Origin of the sequence: Burkholderia cenocepacia (genome assembly GCF_014211915.1) — a bacterium.
GTDB lineage: Bacteria > Pseudomonadota > Gammaproteobacteria > Burkholderiales > Burkholderiaceae > Burkholderia > Burkholderia orbicola.
In genome coordinates this window covers 562,751-579,049 of record NZ_CP060041.1, presented here as the reverse complement: position 1 = coordinate 579,049, position 16,299 = coordinate 562,751, and the positions used below count along the sequence as shown (strand labels likewise).

The window sequence follows — 16,299 nt, the reverse complement described above, 5'->3', positions numbered from 1 at the left end:
CGAATCTCCATCGCGATCGTCACGCGATCACTCGACGCCGACGATCACGCTCGATGCCTTGAAGATCGCGGAGGCAGCGGTGCCGCTTGCGAGACCGAGACGTTCGACGCTGTCGTTGGTGACGATCGCGACGATTTCCGCGCCGCCCGCGGCCTTGATCACCACTTCCGAATTGACCGTGCCCTTCGCGATCGACGCGACGGTGCCCGCGACGCAGTTGCGGGCCGACACCTTGCTGCTGTCGACGTCGACCATCACGATGACCGACGATGCCTTGACGAGCGCGAACGCCTTCGTACCGGCCGCGAGGCCCAGCGATGCCGCGCTGCCGTGGGTGATCACCGCGACGATCTCGAGGCCGTCCTGCGTGCGCAGCGTGATTTCGTCATTGACGGCACCGGGTTTGACGGCGCCGATCTGGCCGGCGAATTGGTTGCGGGCGCTGGTTCGCATGATGACTCTCCGGGTGGATGCCGCGGCCGGGCCGGCCGCGGCAGCAGATGAATGGAAATGCATCGGCCAGTGTACCGTCAACGCAGGCCGTGCGAATGCGATGGCGCGAATCGGTAAAACGCGTCGCCACAGGGCGTGCCGTCACGCGGACGTCATATCCCGACCGCGACGGCGCTACGGCGTCGACTGGCCGGCCGCGGGCGCCGTGGCCGCGGAGCCGGCGTCCGCGGCGGCTGCCGCACCGTCGCCGTCCCATCCACCGCCGAGCGCGAGAAAGAGCCGCACCTGGTCGGCCGCGACCTGACCTTCGGCCGCCGCGACCTGCGCCCGCACACTCGTCAACGTGCGCGTTGCGTCGAGATCGGAAATGAACGATTCGCGGCCGGCCGCATAGAGACGATGGGTTTCGTCGGCGGAATTGCGGGCCGATTCGTACGCGGTGCGCAGCGCGTCCGTGCGCTGCACGTCGGCCGCGTAGGTCGCGAGGCTCGACTGCGTTTCGCGCAGCGCATTCAGCACGACGCCGTCGAAGTGTGCGAGTGCGCCGCCCGTCGCGGCTTCGGCTTCGCGCACGCGCGCACGCTGGCCGTTGACCGGGAACGACCAGCTGATCAGCGGACCGAACGACCAGCGATTCGTGGTGGACGAGAACAGGTCGGCGGCGACGCCGACCGAGCCGGCCGACGCACCGATGCTGACCGACGGGTACAGCGCGGCGGTCGCCACGCCGATCCGCGCGGTCGCGGCGGCGAGCTGCCGCTCGGCCTCGCGCACGTCGGGGCGGCGGCGCAGCAGCGCGGCGCCGTCGCCGATCGGAATCGGCTGACGCAGCTTCGGCAGGCGTTCGCATTCGGCGGCGGCTTTCGGCAGGTCGGCCGGCGCGCGCGCGAGCAGCGCGGCGAGCTGGTACTGCGCGACCTTGCGGCGGCCTTCGAAGCGCGGAATGTCGGCGGAGAGCGTGCGCACCTGCGTGACGCCGCGGGTCACGTCGGTCTGGTTGCCGCGTCCGGCATCGCGCAGTCGTTGCGACAGTTTCACGCGCTGCTGCTGCAGCGCGAGCGACTGCTTCGCGATCGCCAGTTCGTCGCCGGCCGAGCACGCTTCGACGTACGCGCGCACGACGTCGGCCACGACGGTGATGCGTGCCAGGTCGCCGGCCGCCTTGACGGCCTCGCTGTCCGCGCGCGCGGCTTCGACGCCGCGCCGCAGCTTGCCGAACAGGTCGAGCTCGTACGACACGTTGATGCCGACCGTGCCTTCGTTGACGACCGGCAGCTTGTTATCGAGCAGGTATTGCTCGGCCGATTCCTGCGCGCGCTGCACGGCCGCTTCCGCGCTGCCCGAGAAGCCGCCCTGTTCGTTCGCGACGACCAGCGCCGCGCGCGAGCGGGCGAGGTTGGCCGCGGCGACGCGCAGGTCGGTGTTCGACTTCAGCGCATCGCGCACGAGCCCGTCGAGTACCGGGTCGTCGTACAGCTGCCACCAGTTGCCGGGCACCGCGTCGCGCGACACCAGCGCGCCGTTCGCGTCGTCGAGCGCATGGTTCGCCAGCGGCGCATTGACGTACGCGTGCTGCGGCAACTTGTAGTCGGGGCCGACCGACTTGCACGCACCGAGTGCGAGTGCAAGCGGAGCGAGCGTCGCCGCGATGCGCAGACCGTGCCGCTTCATTGCGATGCTCCCGCAGCGCTCGCGGCCGTACCGGACGCAGCGCGAACCGGCGCGGCCGCCGATGCGGTGCTGGCGCCAGCCGGCTTCGCGTCGTTGCGGCGCGCGTCGGCGCCGCGCATCGACACGGTCGCGGTGCGGCCCGCGATCATCCGGAAATCGTCGGGCACCTCGTCGAGCACGACGCGCACCGGCACGCGCTGCGCGAGCCGCACCCAGCTGAACGCCGGGTTCACGTTCGGCAGCAGGTTCGCGCCCTGCGTGCGGTCGCGATCCTCGATCGCGGCGACGATGCTCTGCACGTGGCCGCGCAACGCATGCGGCTCGCCCATCACGATGATGTCGACCGGCTGCCCGATATGGATGCCGCGCAGCTTGGTTTCCTCGAAGTAGCCGTCGACGCGGAACGAGTTGCGGTCGACCACCGACAGCACCGCGCGGCCGGCCGGCACGTATTCGCCGGCGCGGGGGCGCGGTCGTTCAGGTAGCCGTCCACGGGGCTGACGATCGTCGTGCGCTGCAGGTTCAGCTTCGCGGTGTCGAGCGACACCTGCGCATCGGCGACGCTGGCTTCGCCCTGCTCGACGCGCGTGCGGCTTTCCTCGACCTGTTCGCTCGCGACCAGGTTGCCGAGCTGCAGGTTGCGCGCGTATTCGCGCTTCGCCTGCGCCAGCGTCGCGCGACGCTGCGCGAGCGCCGCTTCGGCGAGCCGCTCCGCGAGCGTGTAGCGCGCCTGGTCGATCACGAACAGCACCTGGCCGCGCTTGACCTCCTGGTTGTCGGCCACCTGCACCGACGTGATGAGGCCCGACACGTCCGGCGCGACCTGGATCACGTCGGCGCGTACGTGCCCGTCGCGCGTCCACGGCGAGAACATGTAGTAGTTGATGATGCGCCACAGCACGAGGCCGGCCACGATGACGACGATCAGGGTGAGCAGGACTTGCCCTGCCGAGAGCCAGGTTTTTTTCACGTTAGGTAGCCACGAGTTGGTGGGACACGATCACGACGGCGGCCAGCACGAATACATAGATGCCGAGGTCGAAGATCGAACGGTGCCAGACGAGGCGGTAGAAGCCGACGCGCTCGAGCACCGCGCGCACGACGATGTTGATCAGGTATGCGATCAGCATCAGCACGAGCGGGGCCGGCACGAACACGCCGAAGATATCGATTTCGCCGATCATGGTCGCGGTCGGAATGACAAGGTGGAAAGCCGGCTCATGCGCGCGCTCCGTCCGGCGCCTGCGGCGCTTGCGCGGCCGCGGCCGGATACAGCGACAGGCGCAGGCCGACGAGCGCATGCAGCGTGTCGCGCAGCCGGCGATGCGTGGCCGGCACCGCGGGCGCGGCCGCGCCGTCGGCCTGCGCGGCGGCCGGCAGGTTGCGGCCGGCCACGCGCCGCAGCGCGTCGTCGATCGTCGCGAGCAGCGCGGGCGGCACGGGCTGGCGCGCGTTCGCGGCCGCGCAGCGGGTGTAGTGATCGGTGACGCCGGCCAGCACGCGATCGATCGCGTCGGGCACGTCGCCCGACAGCCGGCGCCGCGAGCGGCGCAGGTCGAGCGCATTCAGCGCGATGCGCAGGTCGCGAAAGCTTTCGATCGACGGGTGGCGGTGGTCGTCGGACGCGCCGAGGCGCGGCAGCAGTTGCGTGACGCGATCGAGCATCCGCGATGCGTGGTTGCGCTGATCGTCGAGCGGCTGCGTCGATGCGGAGCGCGCGACGTCCTCCCAGCCCGAGCGCAGCAGGCGCCGCACCGCGAGTTCGGCGCCGAACGGTCGCGTCGCGCGCGTCCACACGTATGCGAACAGCAGCCCGGCGACGCCCGCGAGGTTGCTGTTCAGGAACACGAAGAAATCGGCCTCGTACGCACTCTGGATGCTGATGAAGGTGGCCGTGTTCACCGCGACGAGCATGGTCACCATGTTGAACTGCGGGCGCGGCAGCAGCGTGCCGATCAGGATGAACGGGCCCGCGAACATCAGCACGAGCATCGCGAAATCGTGCACGTGCGGCAGCACGACGAACAGGTACAGGCCCGCGAACACGACGCTTGCGGTGGTCGACAGGAAGAACTTGAACACCAGCGGCGCGGGCTCGTCGAGCGCGGCGAAGAAGCTGCACGACACGGCCACGAGCGTGACGGCGGCCGCGCCGTCGTGCCAGCCGGACGAGATCCACAGCCAGCACGCGAACACGATCGCGAACACGACGGTCAGCGTCGAGAACAGCATCATCCCGCGATCGAAGAAGCGTTCGGTGCCGCCGAGCCGCCAGTGCCGGTAGCGCGGCTGCCACACGCCCGACTCGTTCGCGATCAATGCGCGCAGCGAACGGCAGTCCTGCCAGATGTCGATGACCTGGCGCAGCCGCCACAGCGCATTCGACAGCAGCGCGCCGTCCCAGCTCGCCAGTGCGCTGTCGGGCGGCTGCAGCGCGGCGATGCGCTCGCGCAGGTCGTCCGCGACCGGATCGTGCGCCATGTCACCGTCGGTGCCGGTCTTCACCGCCGGCAGCGGCGCGTCGAACCACTTCGCGGCGTCGGCCAGCAGCGCGTCGAGCGCGGGCGGGCGCACGTGCAGGTCGCGCATCAGCGCGATCAGCGGGTCGGCGAGCGACGACATCAGCGGCAGGAACAGCTGCATCCGGCCCGCGAGCGCCTGCGCGCGGGCCAGCACGCGCGGATGCGCATGGTCGTAGCCCAGCTGGCTCAGCAGGAACTCAAGGCCGGTGATGGTCGCGGCGAGCCGCTGCCGGCATGCGGACAGCGCCTTGCCGGCCAGGTGCCCGGACAGCGTTTCGCGGCCGTAGAACGCGGCGTCCTTGAACCACGCGTCGGTGCGCTCGATCAGCGTCGGCGCGAGCCGGTTCGGGAACACGGCGCTGCCGACCACGCTCGCGCACACGATGCCGAGCACGATTTCCTCGGTGCGCGCGATCGCGACGTCGAAGATGGTGGACGGATCGGTGACGGTGGGCAGCGCGACCAGCGGCATCGTATAGCCGGCGAGCATGAAGACGTAGCTGCGCGCGGTGCGGTCGGAGATCGCGAGGTACAGCAGCGTGCCGCACCAGGTCGCGACGATGATGCTGAACAGGAGCGGCGTCTCGACGAACGGCGGCACGAAGAAGATCGCGGCGGCCGCCCCGAGCGCGGTACCGAGCGCGCGGTACAGCGCCTTCGAGCGCGTCGCGCCGACGAACGGGTTCGACACGATGTAGACGCTCGCCATCGCCCAGTACGGGCGCGGCAACTGGAAATACAGGCCGAGGTACAGCGCCAGCATCGACGCGGCGAACGTCTTGCCCGAGAACAGCCAGTCGCGGAGGCTCGGATAGGTCATGACGCGGAATCGGCGGAGTGGGGCGGGCGCGACGCCGGCGGATGCGGGTCGGCTGTGTTGAACGCGTTCAGCACGCGCAGCGTGGCTTCGAGATCGGCGCGCGACACACCCTTGAGTACCTGGGCGCGCAGCGCGCGCAGGTCGTCCTCCATCTGCGCGGTGACCGCGCGGCCGGCAACTGTCAGCGAGATTGTCTTCGCGCGGCGATCGTGCGGGTCCTCGTCGCGGCGTGCGAGGCCGGCCGCGCACAATTGATCGAGCAGGCGCACGAGCGACGGCCCTTCGATGCCGACGTGCTCGGCGAGCGTGCCTTGCCGCACGCCTTCACCGAGGCGCCCGGCGATCAGCAGCGGCGTCGCGCAGGCCTCGGACACGTTGTACGCGGTCAGTACGCCGTCGCTGGTGCGGCGCCACTTGCGCGCGGTGAGCACGAGCAGGCTGCTGACGGCGAGGCGGAGGTCGTGCAGATTGGTCATGGGCGAGATGATAGGGGCAAAAACATTCGATAGCAAACTATCGTTTTTGTCACCCGAATGACACGTCGCATGCGGCCCGGCCGGCCCGTCTGAAGCAATTTAGGTGGCGTGTCGTCCGGGGTCAAGCGGCAAGGCCGGCGACCGCGAGCCGCGCACGTTCGGCGGGCCGACTATATTGAATAGTCAGACGAGAACCGTCCGGCAGCACGGCACATGCCCGCGCGCGTTAAGCAAATTCGAAGCCCCGGTTCGGGAAAGCCGACTTCGCGAAGCCGCGCGTGGCGTGCATATTCAGGGTCATTGCAGCGCACCGGAGACCGACGTGCCGACCTCATCCCCGCAGCCTGCCGCCCCCGCGTCGCTCGACGCGTGGCTCGGCAAGACCGAAACGCTTGGCGACGACATCACCGCGTTCCCGCTGAACGCGCTGGCCGCCACGCTCGACCGCCCGTCGCCCGGCGACGTCGTGCCGCCGATGTGGCACTGGCTCTACTTTCTGCCGGTCGCGCCGCTGGCCGAGGTCGGCCCCGACGGCCACCCGAAGCGCGGCGGCTTCCTGCCGCCGGTGCCGCTGCCGCGCCGCATGTGGGCCGGCGGCCGGCTGACGTTCCATGCGCCGCTGCGCGCCGGCCAGCGTGCGACACGCGAATCGACGATCGCGAACATCGAGGACAAGACTGGTCGCAGCGGCCGGCTCGTGTTCGTGACGGTGCAGCACCGGATCGAAGCCGGCGGCGCGCTGTGCGTCGAGGAGGAGCACGACATCGTTTATCGCGACGCGCCGCAGCCGGGTGCGCCCGCACCGAAGCCGGTCGCGCCGCCTGCCGGCGAAGCGTGGTCGCGCACGGTCACGGCCGACGCGGTGATGCTGTTCCGCTATTCGGCGCTGACCTTCAACGGCCATCGCATTCACTACGACCGCAGCTACGTGACGCAGGAAGAAGGCTATCCGGGGCTCGTCGTGCACGGCCCGCTGATCGCGACGCTGCTCGTCGATCTCGTGCACCGCGAACGGCCGGACGCGACGCTCGCGAGCTTTGCGTTTCGCGCGGTGCGCCCGACCTTCGACGGGCAGCCGTTCACGCTGTGCGGCAAGCCGTCGGACGACGGCCGCACGATCGAGCTGTGGGCGAAGGACCGCGACGGCTGGTTGACGATGCAGGCCACCGCGGCCCTCGCATGACGCGCTCCCTTTCCTTTCTTCCTTCATCGACGACGGACATGCAGACGACGCAACACGACCCGTACCAGGACATCCGCGAAGCGGTGCGCGACCTGTGCAGCCAGTTTCCCGGCGAGTATTTCCGCCAGATCGACGACGCGCGCGGCTATCCCGACGCGTTCGTCGACGCGCTGACCAAGGCCGGCTGGCTCGCCGCGCTGATTCCGCAGGAATACGGCGGCTCGGGGCTCGGCCTCACCGAGGCGTCGATCATCATGGAGGAGATCAACCGCGCGGGCGGCAACTCCGGCGCGTGCCACGGGCAGATGTACAACATGGGCACGCTGTTGCGCCACGGTTCGGCCGAACAGAAGCGCGCGTACCTGCCGAAGATCGCGAGCGGCGAGCTGCGCCTGCAGTCGATGGCCGTGACCGAGCCGACCACTGGCACCGACACGACGAAGATCAAGACGACCGCCGAGCGGCGCGGCGATCGTTACGTGATCAACGGGCAGAAGGTATGGATCTCGCGCGTGCAGCATTCGGACCTGATGATCCTGCTCGCGCGCACGACGCCGCTCGCCGACGTGAAGAAAAAGTCCGAAGGGATGTCGATCTTCGTCGTCGACCTGCACGACGCCATCGGTCACGGGCTGACGGTGCGGCTGATTCCGAACATGGTCAATCACGAGACCAACGAGCTGTTCTTCGACAACCTCGAGATTCCGGCCGAGAACCTGATCGGCGAGGAGGGGCAAGGCTTCAAGTACATCCTCGACGGGCTGAACGCGGAGCGCACGCTGATCGCGGCCGAATGCATCGGCGACGGCTACTGGTTCATCGACAAGGTGTCGCAGTACGTGAAGGAGCGCGTCGTGTTCGGTCGCCCGATCGGGCAGAACCAGGGCGTGCAGTTTCCGATCGCGCGCGCGTTCGTGAACGTCGAGGCCGCGAGCCTGATGCGTTTCGACGCCGCGCGCCGGTTCGATGCGCACGCGCCGTGTGGCGCGCAGGCGAACATGGCGAAGCTGCTCGCGGCCGACGCGTCGTGGGAGGCCGCGAACGCATGCCTGCAATTCCACGGCGGCTTCGGCTTCGCATGCGAATACGACGTCGAGCGCAAGTTTCGCGAGACGCGGCTGTACCAGGTCGCGCCGATCTCGACCAACCTGATCCTGGCCTACGTCGCGGAGCACATCCTCGACCTGCCGCGCTCGTTCTGACGGAGGCCGACGATGCGACCCCTCGACGGCATCAAGGTGATCACCCTCGAACATGCGATCGCGGCGCCGTTCTGCACGCGCCAGCTCGCCGATCTCGGCGCGCGCGTGATCAAGATCGAACGGCCCGGCAGCGGCGATTTCGCGCGCGGCTACGACGAACGCGTGCACGGGCTGTCGTCGCACTTCGTGTGGGTGAACCGCTCGAAGGAGAGCCTGACGCTCGACGTCAAGCAACCCGATGCGGCCGCCGTGCTCGACGCGCTGCTCGCGGATGCCGACGTGCTCGTGCAGAATCTCGCGCCCGGTGCGGCCGAGCGGCTCGGCCTCGGCTACGACGCGTTGAAGCACACGCATCCGCGCCTGATCGTCTGCGACATCTCGGGTTACGGCGGCGACGGCCCGTATCGCGACCGCAAGGCCTACGACCTGCTGATCCAGAGCGAAGCCGGGTTCCTGTCGATCACGGGTTCGGCCGGGCAACCGGCGAAGGCCGGCTGCTCGATCGCGGACATCGCGGCCGGCATGTACGCGTACACCAGCATCCTGAGCGCGCTGCTGATGCGCGGCCGCACCGGTGAAGGTTGCCGGATCGACGTGTCGATGCTGGAGAGCATGGTCGAGTGGATGGGCTACCCGCTCTACTACGCGATCGACGGCCAAAGCCCGCCCGCGCCATCGGGCGCGTCGCACGCGACGATCTGCCCGTACGGGCCATTCCCGGCCGGGGACGGCAAGACCGTGATGCTCGGGCTGCAGAACGAGCGCGAATGGAAACTGTTCTGCGCGCAGGTGCTGCGGCAGCCGGCGCTGGCCGACGATCCGCGTTTCAATGCGAATTCGAAACGGCATGCGGCGCGCGACGTGGTGGATGCGCTGATCGTCGATGCATTTGCGACGCTGACGGCCGCCGACGTGATGCAGCGGCTCGACGCGGCCGGCATCGCGAACGCACGGATGAACACGCTCGACGACGTATGGCGGCACCCGCAATTGCAGGCGCGGGTGCGCTGGCGCAGCGTCGACACGGCCGCGGGCCCGGTGCCCGCGCTATTGCCGCCCGGGTTGCCCGCCGGCGTCGAGCCGCGCATGGATGCGGTGCCGGCGCTCGGCCAGCATACCGACGCGATCCTCACGGAACTCGGCTACGACCGCGCGCGGATCGATGCGCTGCGCGCGAACGGCACGATCTGATTGCGCTTTCACGACGACGATGACCAACACGATTCCCGCCACTGCCTCCGCCTGCGCCCGTTCGTGGCTCTTCGTTCCCGGCAATCGGCCGGAGCGTTTCGAGAAGGCGCGCGCGGCCGGCGCCGACGCGGTGATCGTGGATCTCGAGGACGCGGTGCCGCCGGACGGCAAGCCGGCGGCGCGCGACGCGGTCGTCGCGCGGCTCGATGCCGCGCGGCCCGTGTGGGTGCGTGTGAATGCGGTCGATACCGCGTGGTTCGCCGACGACCTCGCTGCGATCGCCGAGCATCCGGGTGTAGCTGGCGTGATGCTGCCGAAATGCGAGACGCGTGCGCAGCTCGATGCCGTACTCGCGCACGCGCACGGCGCGCTCGAACTGCTGCCGATCGTCGAGACGGCGGCCGGGATCGCGGGGCTCGATCAGGTGTGTGCCGCGCCGCGCGTCGTGCGCGTGGCGTTCGGCACGCTCGATTTCCAGGTCGATCTCGGCATCGACGGCGACGGGGAAGAGTTGAACGCATTCCGCTCGCGGATCGTGCTCGCGTCGCGGCTGGCCGGCATCGCGCCGCCGGTCGACGGCGTGTCGACGATCATCGACGATCCCGCCGCGATCGAACGGCATGCGCGCCACGCGCGGCGGTTCGGCTTCGGCGGAAAACTGTGCATTCACCCGAAGCAGCTCGACGCGGTGCATCGCGCGTATGCGTGGACCGACGCGGAGCAGGCGTGGGCGCGGCGCGTGCTCGATGCCGTCGACGCGAGCGGCGGCGCGGCGGTCGCGCTCGACGGCAGGATGGTCGACATGCCGGTGATCCTGAAGGCACGGCGCATTCTGCGCGGGTAGCCGCTTCCCCGACATTCCTCCGAACAATCGAAGTGCCGCGCCGGCGTCCGTGCGGGCACGCCGATTGCACTGTCCGATTCGACCCGCAACGTCCTGCTTTCGCGCGCGATTGCACTAGGACAATATTTTCAGGGTGTCTTTCTGAGCGACCATGCGGAAGCCACGACGGAGACATCGAGATGGGACGGACCGAGGTATCGGCAGGCTGGCGCGACGCGCTCGGCGCGGTGCACGGCATCGAGTCGAAATACAAGCGGCTCGTGAAGGCGATCGCCAGCGACATCGAGAACGGCGCGCTCGCGCCGGGCGCCCGGCTCGCGCCGCAGCGCGACGTCGCATCGAGCCTCGGCGTCAGCGTGCAGACCGTCACCAACGCGTACAAGGAACTGGAGCGCCAGGGGCTGATCCGCTGCGAGGTCGGCCGCGGCAGCTTCGTGGCCGCGCGCGTGACGGAATCGATGTCGAACTACATCCTCGATACGACCGAGCGCGAACTGGTCGACTTCTCGATCGCCCGCATCGTGCACACGCCCGAGCACGATGCCGCGTGGCGCGGCGTGTGCACGGCGCTGGCCGGCACCGACGATCAGCCGTGGATTCGCTCGTTCCGGCCGATCGCCGGCCTCGATGCGCATCGCGACGCCGGCGCCGCATGGCTCGCGTCGCTGAACATGCCGGTGCACCGCGAATCATTGCTGGTCACGAACGGCGCGGCGCATGGCATCTTTCTCGCGCTCGCGTCGATCGTCGGGCCGGGCGACACCGTGTTGTGCGAGAGCCTGACCGATCACGGCGTGATCGGCTCCGCGAACGTGCTCGGGTTTACGCTGAAGGGGCTCGAGATGGACGAGCACGGCATCCGTCCCGAACATTTCGAGGAGATGTGCGACAGCGAACGGATCAGTGCGCTCGTCTGCACGCCGACCCTCAATAACCCAACCGTGTCGCTGATGCCCGAGTCGCGGCGGCGCTCGATCGCGCGCATCGCGACGCGCTACGGCGTGTACGTGATCGAGGACGACGTGTACGGCCCGCTGCCCGAGAAGACGGGCACGCCGATCGCCAGCCTGATCCCGGAGCTCGGCTTCTACTGCACGAGCATGACGAAATCGGTGCTGACCGGATTGCGCACGGGCTATCTCGCGATGCCGCGGCGGCTCGCGTTGCGCGTCGAGAGCGTGCTGCGCGTGAGCTGCTGGATGGCGACGTCGCCGATCGCGGAGATCGCGACGCGCTGGATCGCCGACGGCACCGCGCGGCGGCTCGTCGAACTGCAGCGCCAGCGGCTCGCGGTGCGTCAGGAGAGGGTGAAGGCCGCGCTGGGGCCGTATGTGCTCGGTGCGCACCCGAACGCGCTGTCGGCCTGGCTGCGCGTGCCCGACTACTGGCAGGCCGAGCGGATCGTGCGCGAACTGCGCTCCCGCAAGATCGCGGTGACGTCGCCCGATCCGTTTCTCGTCGGCGGCACGGAGCGGCCGAACGCGGTACGCGTGTGCATCGGCGCCGAAACCTCCGATGCCGCGTGCAACGCGGCGCTCGAGACGATCGCGGGCGTGTTCGAACAGTATCCGCACCTGAACGATTTCCACTGAACCGGCGGCGCTGCCGCGATGTCGCGCGCAATGTATCAGGACATTCGAAAGCGCGATTTGGAACATTAGACTGGATCGCATCACATTCGTCGCGAGGCGCGCGTTCCATGTCTTTCCTGTCGCTGTCCGACGTTTACCGCGCGCGCCGTCGCCTCGCCGGGCGCGCCGACGGTACGCCGCTCGTCGCGTCCGCCGCGCTGTCCGCGCGCGCGGGCGCCCCCGTCTACCTGAAGCTCGAAACGCTGCAGCCGACCGGCAGCTTCAAGCTGCGCGGCGCGACCAATGCACTCGCGGAACTCGCCGCGCAACGCGTGACGCGCGTGGTCACCGCGTCGACCGGCAACCACGGCCGCGCTGTCGCGCATGCGGCACGCGCGCTCGGCATCGACGCGGCCGTCTGCATGTCGTCGCTGGTGCCGGCCAACAAGGTCGAGGCGGTCGCGGCGCTCGGCGCGCGCGTGGTGATCGTCGGCGAGAGCCAGGACGACGCGCAGGCCGAAGCACGGCGCCTGGTGCGCGACGAAGGCTATGCGTACGTACCGCCGTTCGACGATCCGCGCATCATCGCGGGCCAGGCGACGATCGGCGTCGAGATCCTCGAAGCGCTGCCCGATACGGCGACGCTCGTCGTACCGCTGTCGGGCGGCGGCCTGTTCAGCGGCGTCGCGTTTGCCGCGAAGGCGATTCGGCCGCCGATCGAGATGATCGGCGTATCGATGGCGCGCGGCGCCGCGATGCATGCGAGCCTCGCGGCCGGTCGCCCGGTCGACGTCGCCGAGCAGCCGACGCTGGCCGATTCGCTTGGCGGCGGCATCGGCCTCGACAACCGCTACACGTTCGACATGACGCGCGCGCTGGCCGACGACGTCGTGCTGCTCGACGAGCCGTCGATCGCGCGCGGCATCGCGCATGCGTATCGCGAAGAGCGGCTCGTCGTCGAAGGCGCCGGCGCGGTCGGCCTCGCCGCGTTGCTGGACGAGCGGATCGTGCGTCGCGACCGCGGCGGCCCGATCGTGGTCGTCGTGAGCGGCGCGAACATCGACATGGCCGCGCATCGCCGGCTCGTTTCGGAGAACTGACATGGCCCATCCCGTCACGTTGCTCGGCCAGGCGCAATTGCGTGCGCTGGTGCCGCTCGATCTCGCCGCGATCGACCAGGTCGAGGCCGCGTTCGCGTCGCTCGCGACCGACGCGGTCGTGATGCCGCCGATCCTGAATCTCGCGCTGCCGGCGCGCCACGCCGAAGTCGACGTGAAGACCGCATACCTGCCGCGCTTCGACAGCTTCGCCATCAAGGTCAGCCCCGGCTTCTTCGACAACCCGTCGCTCGGGTTGCCGAGCCTGAACGGGCTGATGCTCGTGCTGTCCGCGCGCACCGGCCTGACCGAGGCCGTCCTGCTCGACAACGGCTACCTGACGGCCGTGCGCACCGCGGCGGCCGGCGCCGTGGCCGCGCGCCGGCTCGCGCGCGCCGATGCGCGCCGCGCGGCGATCGTCGGCGCGGGCGAGCAGGCACGGCTGCAACTGGCCGCGCTGATGCTGGTGCGCGACATCACGCACGTGACGGTGTGGGCGCGCGACGCCGAACGTGCCGCGCGCTTCGCGGCCGACGTGCATGCCGCGCATGGAATCGACGCGATCGTCGCGCGCTCGGTGCATGCGGCGCTGGCCGACGCGGACATCGCGGTGACGACCACGCCGAGCCGAGCGCCGCTCGTGCGCGCGGAAGACCTGCACCCGGGGCTGCACGTGACGGCGATGGGCTCGGACGCCGATTACAAGACCGAACTCGCACCGTCGGTGTTCGGCGCCGCACGCTATTTCTGCGACCGGCTGCAGCAGACCCGCGTGGCCGGCGAACTCGCGCACGCGATCGCGGCCGGGGCCGTTGCAGCCGACGCCGTGTTTCCCGAACTCGGCGAAGTGATCGCCGGCCGCCGCGACGGCCGCACGCATCGCGACGACATCACGATCTGCGACCTGACCGGCACCGGCGCGCAGGACACCGCAATCGCCGTGCTCGCGCTGCAACGCGCGCGGGCGGCGCAAGCAGGCACGATCTTTCACAACGACCTCACGACTTGAGAGGAGACAGATGTCCGCAGTCATCGAAACCCAGACAGCCGCGCCGCGTCTCGCGTTCGCGCGCAGCGAATATGCCGCGCGGATCGCGAAGACGCGCGCGGCGATGGAGCGGGCCGGCATCGACCTGCTGATCGTCACCGACCCGACCAACATGGGCTGGCTGACCGGCTATGACGGCTGGTCGTTCTACGTGCACCAGTGCGTGCTGCTCGCGCTGGACGGCGAACCCGTGTGGTTCGGCCGCAACCAGGACGCGAACGGCGCGAAGCGCACCGCGTTCATGGCGCACGAGAACATCGTCGGCTATCCCGACCATTACGTGCAGTCGAGCGCACGCCATCCGATGGATTACCTGTCGACCGAGGTGATCGCGGCGCGCGGCTGGAACACGTTGCGCATCGGCGTCGAGCTCGACAACTACTACTTCAGCGCGGCGGCGTACGCGTCGTTGCAGAAGCATCTGCCGGGCGCGCGCTGGGTCGACGCGACCGCGCTCGTCAACTGGCAGCGCGCGGTGAAGTCGCCGCGCGAGATCGAATACATGCGCGTGGCCGCGCGCATCGTCGAGCGGATGCATGCGCACATCGTCGAGACGATCGAGCCGGGCATGAAGAAGAGCGACCTGGTCGCGCAGATTTACGCGACCGGCATCGGCGGCGCCGACGGCTTCGGCGGCGACTACCCGGCGATCGTGCCGCTGCTGCCGACCGGCGCCGACGCGGCCGCGCCGCACCTGACGTGGGACGACTCGACGTTCGCGCGCGGCGCCGGCACGTTCTTCGAAATCGCCGGCTGCTACCGCCGCTATCACTGCCCGCTGTCGCGCACCGTCTATCTCGGCAAGCCGCCCGCGCACTTCATCGAAGGCGAGCGCGCGGTGGTCGAAGGGATCGAGGCCGGGCTCGCGGCCGCGAAACCCGGCAACGTATGCGAGGACATCGCGAACGCATTCTTCGCGGTGCTGCGCCGCGCCGGTATCGACAAGGACAGCCGCTGCGGCTATCCGATCGGCGCGAGCTATCCGCCCGACTGGGGCGAGCGCACGATGAGCCTGCGTCCGGGCGACCGGACGGTGCTCGAACCCGGCATGACGTTCCATTTCATGCCGGGGCTGTGGCTCGACGACTGGGGGCTGGAGATCACGGAGAGCATCCTGATCACCGAGACCGGCGCCGAGACGTTCTGCAACGTGCCGCGCAAGCTGTTCGTGAAGGAGTAGGGCGATGCGTGCTTCCCCGATTACGCCGACCGTCGATTTCGACGCGGACGGCGAACAGCACGGCTTCCTGAAGCTGCCTTACTCGCGCGACGATTCCGCGTGGGGCGCGATCATGATTCCGGTGACCGTCGTGAAGCGCGGCGACGGGCCGACGGTGTTGCTGACCGGCGGCAATCACGGCGACGAATACGAAGGACCGGTCGCGCTGTCGAAGCTCGCCGGTTCGCTGAAGGCGGCCGACGTGACCGGCCGCGTGATCGTCGTGCCGTTCATGAACTACCCGGCGTTCCGCGCCGGTTGCCGCACGTCGCCGATCGATGCCGGGAACCTGAACCGCAGCTTCCCGGGCCGCCCGGACGGCACCGTGACCGAGAAGATCGCCGACTACTTCCAGCGCCATTTGCTGCCGCTCGCGACGCACGTGCTCGACATTCACGCGGGCGGCCGCACGCTCGACTTCGTGCCGTTCGCGGCGATTCACGTGCTGGAGAACCGCGATCAGGAAGCACGCTGCGAGCGTGCGATGCGCGCGTTCGGCGCGCCGTATTCGATGCGCATGCTGGAACTCGACAGCGTCGGCCTCTACGACAGCGCGGCGGAGGAAGCCGGCAAGGTGTTCGTGTCGACCGAACTGGGCGGTGGCGGCACGTCGACGGCGGCGAGCGTCGCGATCGCCGAGCGCGGCGTGTACGGATTTCTCGCGCATGCGGGCGTGATCGCGAAGGACGTCATCGACGGCAATGCCCCTCGCAGCACGACGACGCTGCTCGACATGCCGGACGGCTCGTGCTTCACGACCAGCGAGCATCGCGGGCTGCTCGAAATGTGCCGCGATCTCGGCAGCGAGGTGGAGGCCGGCGACGTGCTCGCGCGCGTGCACGACATCGATCGCACGGGCGTCACGCCGATCGAATACGTCGCGCGGCGGCGCGGGCTGCTCGCGGCCAGGCACTTCCCGGGCATCGTGCAGCCGGGCGACACGATCGCGGTGGTCGCCGACATCGTCGAGCGCAACATTCCGGTGGCCGTATGAGGACGCGC

General features: G+C 69.4%; 15 protein-coding genes and 1 pseudogene. 9 read left to right on the top strand and 7 right to left on the bottom strand.

The features are described from left to right. Positions 1 to 27 precede the first annotated feature (27 nt). The 7 genes and pseudogenes from SY91_RS31835 to SY91_RS31810 all read right to left on the bottom strand — a co-directional run bounded on the left by SY91_RS31835 (position 28) and on the right by SY91_RS31810 (position 5,942). Positions 28 to 453, bottom strand: coding sequence for a molybdopterin-binding protein (locus SY91_RS31835; RefSeq protein WP_124591832.1), 426 nt, complete (start codon positions 451 to 453; stop codon positions 28 to 30). 174 nt (positions 454 to 627) lie between these two features. Then, complete coding sequence (locus SY91_RS31830; protein WP_185921436.1) at positions 628 to 2,124, bottom strand: efflux transporter outer membrane subunit; 1,497 nt, start codon at positions 2,122 to 2,124, stop codon at positions 628 to 630. Beyond that, a complete protein-coding gene (locus tag SY91_RS31825; protein WP_409557538.1) occupies positions 2,121 to 2,774 on the bottom strand; it encodes an HlyD family efflux transporter periplasmic adaptor subunit in 654 nt (217 codons plus the stop codon). Before SY91_RS31825 ends, SY91_RS31830 begins: the two co-directional genes overlap by 4 nt. A gap of 95 nt (positions 2,775 to 2,869) precedes the next feature. After that, positions 2,870 to 2,998 (bottom strand): annotated as a pseudogene (locus SY91_RS35640) (biotin/lipoyl-binding protein); the annotation flags it as partial. Positions 2,999 to 3,095: 97 nt separating this feature from the next. Then, the gene (locus tag SY91_RS31820) at positions 3,096 to 3,308 is read right to left on the bottom strand and encodes a DUF1656 domain-containing protein (protein WP_006481008.1); all 213 of its coding nucleotides are present in this window, start codon (positions 3,306 to 3,308) and stop codon (positions 3,096 to 3,098) included. Positions 3,309 to 3,342: 34 nt separating this feature from the next. Continuing rightward, a complete protein-coding gene (locus SY91_RS31815; RefSeq protein ID WP_185921435.1) occupies positions 3,343 to 5,466 on the bottom strand; it encodes an FUSC family protein in 2,124 nt (707 codons plus the stop codon). Further along, positions 5,463 to 5,942 (bottom strand): MarR family winged helix-turn-helix transcriptional regulator, encoded by a 480-nt coding sequence (locus SY91_RS31810; protein WP_043888623.1) that lies wholly within the window; start codon positions 5,940 to 5,942, stop codon positions 5,463 to 5,465. Before SY91_RS31810 ends, SY91_RS31815 begins: the two co-directional genes overlap by 4 nt. A 322-nt stretch (positions 5,943 to 6,264) precedes the next feature. On the opposite strand from SY91_RS31810, the gene SY91_RS31805 reads away from it, so the two are divergent. The 9 genes from SY91_RS31805 (at position 6,265) to doeB (ending at position 16,291) form a co-directional block, all read left to right on the top strand. Further along, positions 6,265 to 7,125, top strand: coding sequence for a MaoC family dehydratase N-terminal domain-containing protein (locus SY91_RS31805; protein WP_023477941.1), 861 nt, complete (start codon positions 6,265 to 6,267; stop codon positions 7,123 to 7,125). A 38-nt stretch (positions 7,126 to 7,163) separates the two neighbouring features. Continuing rightward, complete coding sequence (locus SY91_RS31800) at positions 7,164 to 8,327, top strand: acyl-CoA dehydrogenase family protein (protein ID WP_043888624.1); 1,164 nt, start codon at positions 7,164 to 7,166, stop codon at positions 8,325 to 8,327. Between the two features lie 12 nt (positions 8,328 to 8,339). Further along, positions 8,340 to 9,518 (top strand): CaiB/BaiF CoA transferase family protein, encoded by a 1,179-nt coding sequence (locus SY91_RS31795; RefSeq protein ID WP_023477943.1) that lies wholly within the window; start codon positions 8,340 to 8,342, stop codon positions 9,516 to 9,518. A 19-nt stretch (positions 9,519 to 9,537) separates the two neighbouring features. After that, positions 9,538 to 10,362, top strand: coding sequence for an HpcH/HpaI aldolase/citrate lyase family protein (locus SY91_RS31790; RefSeq protein WP_023477944.1), 825 nt, complete (start codon positions 9,538 to 9,540; stop codon positions 10,360 to 10,362). Positions 10,363 to 10,541: 179 nt separating this feature from the next. After that, entirely contained in the window at positions 10,542 to 11,954 is a 1,413-nt protein-coding gene (locus SY91_RS31785) for a PLP-dependent aminotransferase family protein (RefSeq protein WP_023477945.1), read from the top strand. Between the two features lie 107 nt (positions 11,955 to 12,061). Further along, positions 12,062 to 13,033 carry a hydroxyectoine utilization dehydratase EutB gene (eutB, locus tag SY91_RS31780; protein ID WP_023477946.1) on the top strand — a complete coding sequence of 324 codons (972 nt, stop codon included), beginning with the start codon at positions 12,062 to 12,064 and terminating at the stop codon, positions 13,031 to 13,033. Position 13,034: 1 nt separating this feature from the next. After that, positions 13,035 to 14,039, top strand: a complete 1,005-nt coding sequence (locus SY91_RS31775; RefSeq protein ID WP_105798407.1) for a cyclodeaminase — start codon at positions 13,035 to 13,037, stop codon at positions 14,037 to 14,039. Between the two features lie 10 nt (positions 14,040 to 14,049). Beyond that, on the top strand, positions 14,050 to 15,258 hold the full coding sequence (gene doeA, locus SY91_RS31770; protein WP_006481016.1) for an ectoine hydrolase DoeA: 1,209 nt from the start codon (positions 14,050 to 14,052) through the stop codon (positions 15,256 to 15,258). Positions 15,259 to 15,262: 4 nt separating this feature from the next. Continuing rightward, positions 15,263 to 16,291: a N(2)-acetyl-L-2,4-diaminobutanoate deacetylase DoeB gene (doeB, locus tag SY91_RS31765; RefSeq protein ID WP_006481017.1), complete on the top strand. Its 1,029-nt coding sequence runs from the start codon at positions 15,263 to 15,265 to the stop codon at positions 16,289 to 16,291. The last annotated feature ends 8 nt before the right edge of the window (positions 16,292 to 16,299 follow it).